This is a genomic window from Olsenella sp. KH1P3, from assembly GCF_900167315.1.
GTDB lineage: Bacteria > Actinomycetota > Coriobacteriia > Coriobacteriales > Atopobiaceae > Olsenella_J > Olsenella_J umbonata_A.
In genome coordinates, this window is the sequence record NZ_FUWQ01000007.1 from 32,537 (window position 1) to 46,377 (window position 13,841).

Genomic DNA, 13,841 nt, shown 5'->3' on the forward strand with positions numbered 1-13,841 from the left:
CCTTGACGCCTGGGGCCGTCCGAAGTCGACCGACGTCAACCAGTGGGTGTTCATTGGCTGGAAGGAGGGCGGAGTATACTACCAGCCTTCCGAGGTGATTGGACTGACGGTTGGCGAGGGCCACACGTTCATCGCACAGTGGGGCGAGATTCACTACTACGTCCACTTTGACGGTAACGTTCCGCGCGTCGATGGTTCAATTCCGACCATTACCGAGACGCTCCGCTATCCCGACTCCATGCCTGACCAGCCCATGAGCTTCGACGGTCGCTCTCAGCTCAAGAAAAACACCTATGCGGTCACCGGCTTCGTGTTCAAGGGCTGGTCGACGGTGCGCCAGCTTTGGAGCGACGCCAATGGCGACGGATACGTCGATACCCACACCTCGACTCCCGTCGAGTGGGCTGACGCCGCCATATTCGATCGTGCTCAGGACCCGGATCCGTCCAAGTGGAACGTCACGCTCTATGCGGTCTGGGAGCTTGCCTCCTACACGGTGAACTTCGTGAGCGAGGACGACAGCCTTGGCACCGTGAGCGGGCCCTCATCGCTTATTACGCAGGGCGTCACCTATCGTGAGGGTCCCGTCATCACTGATGGGTCCGGCTCCATTGGTGTCGTTCCCAACAAGGCTCGCTTCCTTGGCTGGGATTGGGTCATGGTTAACGACGAGGGCAGGACGTTCAAGAGCGATAAGCCCGTCTCGACCTCCGACCTCATCAACGTCTCAATTCTCGGCAAGACGACGTTTACGGCTCGCTGGATGCCGCTGTACGACGTCGTGTTCATGAACGGCGCCCATGGCGACTTCATTGAGGCCAGCGAGGGGACTACCAAGTTCTCGAACCTTGACGCCGGAAGCGCCTTCCCCGTGTACGCGGGCGCATTCGGAACGAGCCCCCTTGTGCTCACTCGCTATCCTGCCTCTACGGGCGACGCCTACATGTTCGCCGGGTGGCTTCGTACCGAGGATGGCATCGTCTATGGTGGGCCTGATGGAGCGGGCAACCCCAAGCTTCCCAACGCCCTTGACGGCAACTACACGCTTGTGGCTCAGTGGGCTCCTCTCAAGACGCTCCTGCACTTCAACCCGAACGGTGGCTCTCCCGCCTCGCCCAACATCCTCGACGACGTCGAGGGGTACACCTTCACCCAGGTCTCGACACCTGGACCTCTCTCCGTCTCGCGTCCTGGACGCGTGCTCGACGGCTGGTCGCTTTCCGCTAACGGAGACGCCGTGGTCGGCGCGGGTGAGCTCTACTATCTCCCCGGTGTCGAGACCACGCTTTACGCGCACTGGAAGGAGGAGGTCATCACCATCTCGTATGTCTCCTCCAACCCCGGCGCCTACAACTACGTCACGGTCGACGCTGAGACCATCGGCGCCGTTACGGGCAAGCATGTCAACGACGACAGCCTTATCACCGGTTCCCAGGCCATTGCGACGTATGGGTATCACTTCGTGCATTGGGTTGACGAGAACGGCGATATCGTTGGCACTTCTCCGCTGTTCGTTCCGACCGTCGGGCCTGACGGCGTGTACGTTCCCATGGAGTACACGGCGGTGTTTGCCGAGAACGACGACGTTACGCTCACGTATCAGCCGGACAACTCCTCTTGGGGTTGGGTCTCGCGCTCGAGCGAGAAGGTCGCCCCCGCAACCGGCATCTCGACGGGCTCGATCGCCTACGCTCGACCCGGCTACAAGTTCCTCTACTGGGAGGACGAGAACGGCGAGAAGTTCTACGATGCCTACTTCATTCCCAAGAAGTCCGGCATGGATGACGCCGCCGGAGCGGTTCTGTTCGGAGACGGTCGCAGGTACATCTACGTCAGCGCTAACTACATCGCCCACTTCGGCCTCGCGGATGACGTGAAGTACACTGTCAAGCACTTCCTCGAGAATACGACCGGTGGCTTCGAGGAGTACGAGGCGATTCGCGAGACCCACCAGGGAACCAACGGAGACACCGTCACGGCTACTCCCAGGACGGACATCCAGGGCTTCACCTACAACGAGGCATACTCCACGATGTCTGGAACCATCGCCCCCGACGGCAGCCTAGTGCTTTCCGTCTTCTACAAGCGCAACGTCTGGAAGATTACCTACAGGTACACCAACGACATTCCTGGTGCGCCCATGGCCGATCCCTACCAGTCCATGGGTGGACAGGACGGGGCCTATGGACTCACATATAACGTTCAGCCCAAGCCGACCATGAGGGGCTACAAGTTCGTTGGCTGGACCACAAGAAGCGTCTCCCTCACTGACGACGGTGCGGGCGGTTACACGTTCATAATGCCCAACGCAGACGTCGCCTTCACAGGAACGTGGGAGAAGGCCGACTTCGACGTGCTCTTTACGGAGTCCCCGTATGCTGAGGATAACCTCAGCAGTACCGCTCCTGCTGGTACGGTCACGGGCACCGGTGTCAGCTACTCTGGCAAGTATGGTGACCCCATTGTCATGAACGACGTCGTCACGACTCCGTCAAGCGGCATGGTCGAGCTCAAGGGTTGGCGCTACGAGGTCACGGATGCCTCCGGGACGGTCATCAGGAAGGGCTTTACCCTTCCCCAAGGCCCCAAGTCCATGACTCTAACCGGCAACACTACCTTCTATGCTCGTTGGGGTTTGACTGACGTAGATGAAGTCGTTTGGGGTTCGGGCTTGCATGGCGATCCGGCCGTCTGGGACCCGCTCAATGAGGTGGCTTTTGGGCCCGTGGGTCCGTATAGCTACTACAATGTCATAAGATCAAACGCCGCGAGTCCTACCGCCCTTGCCATGATCTCCTCTGGCGCCTTCTTCCGTGGCGGTACTCCCGATGGCTCTAACCCCTCAACGGCTGCCTATGCAACCCTTCCTGCTTCCGGGGCCTCGTTTGGCGCTAATGACATGTGGGTTGCGGGCAACCCCATGCCGGGCAATTTGTATTTCCATGGAGCATCGACAAACATTCCTACCGGGATTGAGCCTGGTTGGCGCTTTGCCGGCTGGACCTGGACGGAATACATCAACGATGGTTTCGGTGGGCAGATTGCCGTCGATCGCACGGCGACTTACAGCGCTGCCGGCGTATGGGGTGGCGATCCTCTGCCCACACTCCTGCAAGATCGCTCCTGGTACTTCGAGGCTATCTACGAGGCACAAACGCTCACGCTACTCTTTGATAAGAGCGGGGGATCTTGGTCAACTAACCCCGTGACGGTTAGTCCCGCCGACGGCATCAGCCCGTACTTTACCGATGCCGGGCTCACCGTGACGACCGGTGACAACGTCACCGTTCCCAAGCTCGGTGATATTGCCAAAACTGGATACATCCTACTTGGGTGGTCTGACAACCCCGCCGACGTCATCACCAGGACGCCGCAGTTCGCTCCTGGCGGAACATATGTCGTCCCCGGTAGCGCTTCGGGTACCATTACGCTCTACGCGATTTGGGGTGACGAGGGTAACGCTACCATCTCGTATGTCACGTACTGCAAGAGCACTGCGGGCGACACTTCGGGTGGACAGATTATCAGGGACCTTACCAAGACATCTGGCGTTCCCGCGCCTTGGCCTGCTGAGACGGTTGCCACCATGTCCGGTAATCCCGAGGGAGCCCTTGTCATCCCCAATGACGGCAGGCCTCTCAAGAGCGGCGGCGGCTACGAGTCGGCCAACTACGGCTATCACTTCGTGGGATGGTACGAGGGTCCGACGCGTTCGACGCTCATTACTACAAACGCCCAGATAACTGCGGCTGACATGCGCGCGAAGGGCTATGGCTCTCCATGGACCAACCTTACCTTCTATGCCGTGTTCGAGCCTGACGCCCCCAACCTTGTTATCAAATACGAGGTCATGAATACTACTGGCGGCACCGTTGCCCTCAACCGCACTGGCGCCTCGAAGGCTAATGCGGTTGATGAGATGATTGCCCCCGTCACGCATAAGCACTCGGATGGCTCCAACATCTACGGCGCCGTTGCCACACCTCTTGCTGGCTACAAGTTCAAGGGTTGGAAGTATCGTGATGCAACCGGCGCCTACGTCGACTACACCTTCTCCTCGGGGACGATTGCGGACTCCGGCTACTCGACCTTCATGCCTGAACCCAACGCAAGGGGCATCTACGACATCTACGATGCCACTGGCGGCCATATCTTCTATGGCGATGACTACAAGCTGTACGCCGTATTTGAGGCTGACCCCAACACGCCCTACTTTATCGAGATCTACGTTGTCGATAAGGTCGACAAGGTTGGCGGAGGGTACAACTTCGTCGTGAATGGCACTGGTCCGAGGGAGGTTCGAATTCTCACTGGGCCTACTGGCTCGACGGGTAACGTCCCCAGCGCCCTTACATCTGGGTCTGACGCATCTTTCACGGGCTACCACTTGGATACCGCCGATACCGACTGGGTTTCTGGAACGACGTATCCCGGCCTGTACAAGTACGTCACCTACTCTTACACCGGCAACCCTGCCGCGGGTACGGCTACTGCCGTCGTCAACAACACCGGTGCGACGATTTCGCCGCTCTCTTCCGTCACCAGCGGCACGATCGTGGGAGACCCGACTCAGTATCTGATCCTTCGCGTGTTCCTGGTACAGGACAAGACCTATAGCATCAAGTACTACGCGAATGACGGCACGTCCACGGGTAATGTCACGCCCATCCTAACCCAGTCCATTATCCTTAACACCTCCGTAACCATCGGCGTTCCCGTGTCTCCCACCCGCGCTGGATACAGTTTCCAGGGATGGAACACCAAGGATGACGGCTCGGGCACGGCCTATGCCGACGGTGCCTCTTGGACGACCACCGGCGATCTGACGCTGTATGCGGTCTGGAAGGCCGAGGACACCTCGTACAAGGTCACCTACCACTTCATCGATGGTGACGGCAATGACGTCAAGACCGACGTCTGGATCTACGGACGAACGGGCTATGTTGCAGGCGGTGCCCTTGACGGCAGTGCTAAGACGGCCAGCCATCCCTCGATTGCCCAGCTTACCGGCTCGAGCTCGACCGGATACACCTTCGTCGACGGAAGCACTGGAAACTATAAGGGCTATTCATTCTCGGCCAGCGGAAACTATCCCAAGACTGGTACGCCTTACACGAGCGCCACGACCGTGGGCGGCGTTGGCCTTGCGGCCGACGGAAGCTCTTCGTTTGACGTGTACTACATCGCTGACGAGTTCAAGCTTACGGTTGTCCCCGCCAATGTTGATCCTCCGTTTGTCGAGAAGACCGGTCACTGGGCTCCTGGCTATACCACGTTCGGCGATGATTCCGCGGTCAGCGAGTATCCGTTCCCGCACACTCCTACGACACCCGGTCCTCGCACGGGCGAGTCGATTGTGCTTCCGACCTCGGCTCAGGTTATCCGTAAGGGATATGACCTTGACGGTTGGAGCGAGACGAAGGGGTCGACTACCGTTGACACCATAGATGGCGTCCTCCTCAACGCTGGTGCCACCCTGAAGATGCCCGCACGTGACCTGAACCTCTATCCCGTCTGGAAGCCTGGTGACACCACGCTTACCATCAACGCGCATCCCAATGACGAGAATGGTGTGGCCATCACTGACGGTAATATTCTTTCGCCTTACATCACGGCTCATCTCACGTCCACGCCCGCCGACACGTATCGCGCGACGATTGAGTACAAGGACACCTCTAGCACATCGGCCGCTAACCACCTCAAGACGGATGACGACGTTGTCCTCCCCACGGCGTCGGAGCTTACGCGTAACGGATATACGCTCGTCGGCTTCACGAAGAACGTCGATTACTTCCTGAACTACTTCCCGTCCAAGACCTCGTATGACTTTGGCGCGTTTGGCACGCTTTCTGATGAGCAGGACGACTATGGAACGGCAATGACTCCCGGGGCGACCATCAAGGCTTTCGCCGATGCCGAAACGATTTACGCCGTCTGGAAGCCAAACCCGATCAAGCTCATTTACTACAGCACCGAGGACCTTCCGGGTCTCAACCCTGGTGATCCCACCGTTCCTACTCAGAAGCTTGAGTACGAGGACTCGGATTGGGTTGTCGGTGAAAAGGCCAACCCCCTGTATGGCGACGGTACAACGACAAATCCCATACCCACGCGCTCTGGCTATCGCTTCCTTGGTTGGACGTCCGACTCGAGCATGACACCGCCCGAGATGCAGTATGACTACGGAACCAATGCATTCATCATCACGTTTGCATCGGGCACCAAAGCCTTCTACTACTACGATGCGACGTCAGGCACGTTTACGATGACCAATGTTGACGCTTCTGGAAATGTCCGGTCGTTCGATGGTACTAACACTGCCGTGTTCGTCCAGGGTACGGCAGTCCCCGATCCCGACGGTGGCTCCGCCTGGGATTATTGGAAGATGCTTGCGCCCGAGGGCACGACCAAGACGGATTGGGAGGCTGGTACTACCATCCCTGCGGCCATCACTGACATTCCGGATCTTGATAATCCTAACAAGCTGTATGCGGTCTGGGTTGAGATTAAGGTTAAGGTGAACTACTACTCCGTTACTGACTGGACTGCCTCGACTGGATATACGACAACAATTAACGTCGGTGGAACACCCACTTCGTACTCTGGCGAGCGCGTTCATAGCGAGATTCTTAGCTGGAATGATTTCTTTATCGACTACACCGACAGCGACCCCACGGGTCTTGATTTCCGTGAATTCCAGGATAACGACGAATATGTTGCAAACGGTGTGGGTCCGAAGCGCGTTGGCCAGTATGTCAAGGGCTGGTTTAACACTAAAAATGTCTTAGGAGGTACGCAGTGGACTGCCACTGATACCATCGCAACGCTTTGCGGCGGGGATACCACTAAGACTGAGGTAGACGTTTTCGCTAGGTTTACAAAGCGCAACTACTATATCGAGTACGTTGTTGGCTACGGGACGGATATCGCTGCGACTGATTCAACTGGCCGGGGGGTTAACGTAAAACTGTTCACTTCTGGTTGGACAAAGGCCTTTACCTCTCCCATTACTCTTCGCAAGGGCTATGGATTCTCCAAGTGGGCTACGAAAAGGGCGCTTGGCCAAACAATTGATACTTCGATGACTATCGGCGACATCATCACTAAGCTAGCCACTACCCTTACGGGCGCCAATCTTACTGCCCTTGATACTAACGGTGATGGAGTGGTTGACGACCGCGATGAGGGTCCGTTCCCCGTTTATGCCATTTGGACAAACTACAAGTACACCATTAAGTATGAGGTTGGTGCGGTCGGCTCATCGGTTCCTGACAGGACTAATTTGTATTGGGATACATCCTATACGGCCCCGATGGCAGTTTCGAGCAACTCGGACTATGTTTTCCGGGGTTGGTACTCCGAGAGGGATGGTGCAGGAACCCTGCTTTGCCCGGCGACTGGAGGAACGCTTATGTATGGCGATATTCCTCTCGCCAACGAGAACAACGGATCGACGATGACCGTTTACGCTCTCTGGGAGTATATCCCCTCAGGTGCGTTGAGTACTACAAGCTTGAGTGCTTCTTCGCTTGCGGTTGCGTCTCTTTTGACGTCTGAGAGTGATGGCGGCCTTCCGCCAACATTTGCCCTCACTGCTTCAACAAGTCAGGGCGATGAGTTCTCGGATTACGAAGGCGCGTGTGTCGATTTTGAATCTGGTGCATCTGGTTCATCGATGGCTTCTGGCGACGAGATCATCCATTCCGTGAGCGACGTGGGCGGCGACAGTGAATCGAATGACGTTGGAGGGAGTCTTACGGTTCAATCCGAGGCGGAAACCGTAGCTTCGAGGTTGGATTTGGTCGAAGTGTCCGATGAACTGTCTTGTGGTGGTTTTGACTCGTTTGCATGGCACGAATCAATATCTTATGAGACGGGAGTTGGTTGCTCTACCTCGAAATGTTTGGAAGCCCGTCTCGATAACTCCGAGTCTCTTGCGGAACGGACTACAGATTATGAGCCTGACAGTGGCTATGATGCGCGCCTTGTCGTCGTTTCTCGCCGCAATGACTCAGATGAGTTGCGGCTGTTAAGCACTTGAGATGGGGTATGACGTTGTTGTTTGAACCCAACATAGCAACGGGGGAGGGAAGCGTCGATAGATTTCGACGCTTCCTCCTCACACTCTGCCTCTTCGTCACCCTGTTTCTCGTCCGCATTCTCATAATGCCCACCTGCGCTTTCGGTATCGAGGCGGCTGTGGATAATACAGTGCAAGGTGATGCTGCCAATGCCGCCTCGGAACGAGATCGTCTTCCATCCGACTGCGGAGACTATTCAGTTGACTGCCCAGCTGGGGCCGACGGCATCGCGACTATTGTGGCCAATGACTCTTGCGGGTCTTGGCTTCCTGGGGCGTCCTCTGTGACGGATGGCGTAGTTTCCGATAAGCCCAGTCTTGGCCAAGGGGCTCCTGAGGGGCGGCTCGGTATCGGTGACTCCGCATTGGATTCGTCCCGTTCGAGCGATATCGCTGCTGACGACGATGAATCAATAATGGACTCAATCACCGACTCCGCGTCGATCGTTGAAGTCACGGGAGCTGATGACGGACTGCATCAAACTACTGCTAGCAGCAATAATTCCCAGCTAATCGTGCTAGCTAGCAATGGTGGTGTGCCAGATGAAAATGCTGATAGCAATTTGAGTGCCAATTCTGCTAGCAACTTGTTGCAAGTTGCTAGCATCGTCAGCTCTCATCCCTCAACGATTTCGTATTCCGTTCGCACTGGTGGCCAACTCAGGTCTAATAACTCGTCAACATGGTCCAGTAGCTCGACTGAATTCTTCAGCTCAAATCTTGGTGGCACGGCCGTTGGCGTTACGGCTCGCCCCAGTGCCGGATATCGGTTTGACGGATGGTATGACGAATCGTCAGGCAATCTCGTCTCCAGTGAGCTGGGCTTTACGCCGGCTAGACCTGCCGACGGTTGGCCAACGACCTGCTCTTTTGTTGCCCGTTTTAGTCCTGATTCGTTTGCTGTTCAGACTGCCGCCAACGGGGGCTCTGGTATCGACTATTCTGCAGTCTCTTCCTTTGGCGTCTCGGTAGTCGTTCCTTCTAATCCTTATGTCCGGCATGGCTATTCCTTTACCGGCTGGGACGTGGCTTTGGATCCGGCGAGTGACCCCTTTGGAGGGATGCACTTCGACGAGGGAGGGAGCATCTCTCCCCAGGTCCTTTCCCAACTCCTTTCGCGAGGGGCCTTCACTACGACAGGCGCGACCCTCTCGCTCGTACTTCACGCACAGTGGAAGGAGTCTTCCGTCTCTCTTCTATTTCAGGGCGGCGATAACGGCATCCTTACGGTGAGCCCGGGTATCTCTTCTTCTACCAGCTCTTTTTCCCAGAAGATCGGCGCAGTTTCTGGCTCTGACATGAGTGGCTACGGCAACGGCTACGACGTTGCTGCCGTTGCAAACACGGGGTTCCACTTCGCTGGCTGGACGGTGCGGGCGGGGGAGAAGGACGTATCCTCTCTTCTTGGGGGCGGATCCTCCCGCTCCATCATAAGCTCGCTTGATGCTCGTTCAGTTTCAAACGCTGCAATGGGGTCTTCTTCGATTCGGTCCGACCTGCTGTTTATTGCGAGTTTTTCCTCAAACGTGTATGGCGTGAACTATCATTCGGGTTCTTCCGGAATTGGCTCGAGTTCACTTTCTTACGAATCGGGTGGGTCCTTCTCTTCTTCCGGCCCTTCTTCTGGTTCAATGCGGTTCATTGGTTGGAATACTTCTCCGGATGGTTCCGGTGTATATCTCGCCCCTGGTTCCTCTGCTTCTCGAGACCTGATTAATGGCCTGATCTCACGGGGCGCTCTTGTTGACAGTGACGGCGGGGTGCTTAACCTCTACGCGATGTATGAGGCAGTCAGCCCTGTTACTCCTATCGTTCCCAATAGTCCTGTCGAGCCTGCTTCTCCTGTTGTGGAGGACGATTCTGTCACTCCAGCTATTCCTGGCAAGATTATTGAAACGATTGAGAGTGTTCTGACACCTGTTGTCGAGCCTCTGTCTGAGGTTGTTTTTCCCGAGCTTGAGAGCCCTATCGTTACACAGCCTCTGAGCAGCGCCTCTGAGGACCAGAGCTTGTTCCCTTCTCTCAACAATATGACCTCGGCGCAGGCAGTCGCCGCCACGGGCTCGGTCGTTACGGCTGTGACTGCCGTCGGAACTATTGCTGCGCTGGCTGGCGTCGGCGCCTCTGCGCTCGGCGCCGCCGTCGCCGGTGCGGCTGGAGCTACGGGAGCCAGTGGTTTCGCTGACATTTTTGCCGAAATTGCGGCAGAAGCGAAGGCGGCCGGTCGGGGACCGGTTGACCGTCTGACCAGCATCTTTGGTCGTAAACGTCGTCGCGCGGCCTCCTCTGGGGACGATAATACTAATGACGAGCAAGATTAGCCCCTCTCACGTGCATCATCGCGAGTGGCTATTGATGGCGGGAGGGTAGTCATGACTGCCGAAATGAACAACTCGGAGTTCGTCGAATCGTCCGCTGATTCCTCGAAGTACGAGAAGAAGCGTAGCGTGGGCTATCACATCCTGCGCATCTCGCTCTTTTTGACGGCTGCGGTTTGCGCCGTTATCGGCATGTTCCTCTTAAACCAAAACACTAACCATCAGGTTGAGGTTGAGACCGTTGCGAATGAGGTAATCCGATTGGAGGGCCAGGCGCGCGTCCTTCTCATCATGAGCTACGACGATTCCCACGCTACCGTACCGTACGAGCGCAAGGGCGTTCTCGACTACATGAAGCGCAGCGGGGTTGAGGTCGACGTCGAGTATATGGACACCAAGGCCTATCCGGTTGGCTCGCCGGCATATGATGCCTGGAAAAGAACGATGGCCGAGAAGATCTCGTCGTCCGATTCCTATAACGCCATCATCTGCGCCGATGACGACGCCCTTACCTTCGTCGAGCAGAACCACGACACTTTGTTTAGGGGCCTTCCCGTCGTATTCTTTGGCGTCAACGATTTTGACCATGCCACCCGGGCGACCCAGTCGGGCTACGAGACCGGAATATATGAGAACAGCTCGCTTGCCGATACTATGCGCGCAGCATCGATTCTTCTTCCAGGCGCAAACAAGTTCCTCGCCATTGTGGACAACACCTCAACCGGCAGGGGCTCTTGTTCAACTTTTGAATCTCTCAAGTCCGAGTTCAGCGGGTTTGAGTTCAACATCGTGAATACGTCAGAGCTTACGCACGACGAGCTTGGAGAGCGTCTTTCCAACGTTGGTGACGACACCATCGTCATTCACCTTGCTTCTTACGAGGATGCTGACGGCAACGTCTACTCGCTCGACGAGAGCTCTCACTATGTCGCCGAGAAGTGCTCGCGCCCCGTGTTTCGCGACAGCATCGGTGGCGTAGGCGAGGGAATTTGTGGCTCAGGTTTTGTCGATTACGAAAAGCAAGGTGCACAAGCTGCAGAAATGTGCATTCAGATTCTAAACGGGGAGCTTCCTGGTAACCTGCCCCTCGTAACGGATGCCACCCCATCATATATATATGATGCGAAGGTCTTGGATCGCTTCGGGTTGGATAAGTCTGACGTGCCCGTAGACGCAATCATGATTAACGAGCATGGCATAAGCTGGCAGTCCGTCAGGCCGATTCTGTTCCCGGTGTTCCTCCTGCTGCTTGCGGTAACTTTCATTTTGGCCTTTGCGTACATCGGCTATGCTCGCAGCCTTCGTGATTCTCTTGAGATTCTTGAGTCTCGCAACAACCTCAGGTACCGTCTCTTTCACGACATCCTTACTGATCTTCCCAATAGGCAGGCTCTCATGCAGTTTCTGCATGACGAGAAGGACGGTTCAATTCAGTCGATTGTGAGTATTGACCTTAACGACTTCGGTGACATCAACGACTCGTACGGGCATGACTGCGGCGACTATGTTCTGAAAGAGATTGGTAGGCGCCTGAGTGAAATTGACTCCAAGCTTCTTGTGCGCTCTGCTGGCGACGAGTTCATCCTTGTTCTGGGTGAACGCGTCGAACCGAAATCAGCTCTTCTCGTTCAGATAATGAATGTGTTTGCCGAGAAGGTTGCCTTTGGCGATTCCGTTCTCGACATTGAGGCAAGCTACGGCGTTGCCAATTGGGATGAGTCGATGGACGAGAGTTCTATTGTCCAGTGCGTCGACCTCGCCATTCGTAATGCCAAGGTGGTCGGTGGTGGCGACTCGGTATTCTTCTATGACGAACAGATGAAGCGTGACATGGAGAGAAAGCTTGAGATTACAGACTATCTTAAGCGTGCGATTGCGGAGGAGAGTCCCGTCGTTTTGTTCCAGCCCCAGGTGAACACCTACGACAAGACCGTCTACGGTTATGAGGCTCTTGTTCGACTAAAGGACAACGCGTATTTTCCCGATCAATTCATTCCGGTTGCTGAGGCTGCTGGTCTTGTCTCGAGTATCGATCGCATCGTTACCAAGAAGGTGATCCAGCAGCAGGCTGCCTGGCGTGCCGAAGGTCGCGAAATGAAGGTCGTTTCAATTAACTATTCGGCTGCTCAGCTTCGCGACGAAACCTATTGCGATTTCGTTGAGTCCCTACTTCGCGAGTATGACGTTGAACCGCGCTATCTCAAGATTGAAATTACGGAATCGATGATGCTCGAGAACGAAGGTCTTGCTGAAGAACTGTTTTCCAGACTTGAACAAATGGGCATTTCTCTTGCGCTCGATGACTTTGGAACCGGTTATTCTTCGCTCTATAGAATGGCGACCACTCCAGCTGAGTACGTTAAGCTCGATAAGTCTCTGGTTGATACTTACATGGTCCCTGGTAAGGAAGACTTCATCGATCACCTTACCCAACTAATCCACGGCATAGATAAGAAGATCATCGTGGAGGGCGTTGAGACTGCGGAGCAATACGCGATTTGCAAACGATTGGGCTGCGACATTATCCAGGGCTACTTTTTTGCCCGACCGCTTCCTTCTGCAGAGGCTGGCGCATTCGATCCCAAGACTGTCGCGTAGATTCTTCTTACATATATATAGTTGGCCGGCCTCAGTATGATTCTTGGGGCCGGCCAATTGTTATTTGCTGTAGGTCGTATTACCCATTCTAAAAATTCTAGGGCCTTAAAACGCCTTATAATGGCTCGTTTTTCGTGCCTCATAACCGCCTTTTTCCGGCATTCTGGCTCTCTGGCTTTTTGGCGGCTTGGCCATTCTCTCTGGGGGGGCGAATCCGCTGTCGATTAGAATCGTCTGTCGATACACTCTTTTCTTCGATTGAACTCATGTTCTCCTGCATGCGATTCGTCAAGTGACATTTTCTATGCGTTGTGTTCCTATGTGTTGCGTGCTTGTATTGCGTGCTCGTTGCAGGCGGATGGGCGGTGGTCGATACGGTGTCGGGGAGGTGGGCCTGAGGGACTGCTTCAACGCGGCCGCTCGTATAGCCTCGCAATATTCTCTTGCGGTGCCTGATCCACCGCAAGAGACCGGCGGGGGAGAGAAGCCTCGGGGTCAGGTCGAGAGTTTCTTCTCAGCATCCTGATTGCAATTTGAAGGTCGCGAAGCTTCGCCGACACTCGTTTGGCTCTTGTATCGCGGATGTGCATTCTGAGTTGTGTTCCTACGTTCGCCTTGAGTTGCATGCCGTTCGTCGGCTGTCCAAGGCGTTGCTCCTCGGCATCGCAATTGGGCTCTGGTAAATGTGACTAATTTAGTGTTAGTATGATAAATAATACTACTCTTGTGTCTTTTGTCCCTTTGGGTAGTTACCGACTTCATACTCCAAATGCGCCCGTCGGTTGCATCCTATTTATATGTTGGCGTGTTTTGCCAACCTGCAAGGATTGTGTTTGGAGGTGAGC

At 55.5% G+C, this 13,841-nt stretch carries 3 protein-coding genes (1 of these 3 cut by a window edge); all 3 read left to right on the plus strand.

What is annotated here, in order from left to right:
* Positions 1 to 8,041, plus strand: partial view of an InlB B-repeat-containing protein gene (locus tag B5D13_RS07985; protein WP_159444012.1) — the final stretch only. The gene continues 26,657 nt to the left of window position 1, outside the view; only the last 8,041 of its 34,698 coding nucleotides appear in the window; the start codon falls outside the window, past its left edge; the stop codon is at positions 8,039 to 8,041.
* A gap of 455 nt (positions 8,042 to 8,496) precedes the next feature.
* Positions 8,497 to 10,401: an InlB B-repeat-containing protein gene (locus B5D13_RS08670; RefSeq protein ID WP_159444013.1), complete on the plus strand. Its 1,905-nt coding sequence runs from the start codon at positions 8,497 to 8,499 to the stop codon at positions 10,399 to 10,401.
* Positions 10,402 to 10,452: 51 nt separating this feature from the next.
* Positions 10,453 to 12,996, plus strand: a complete 2,544-nt coding sequence (locus B5D13_RS07995; protein ID WP_078687801.1) for an ABC transporter substrate binding protein — start codon at positions 10,453 to 10,455, stop codon at positions 12,994 to 12,996.
* Positions 12,997 to 13,841 lie beyond the last annotated feature (845 nt).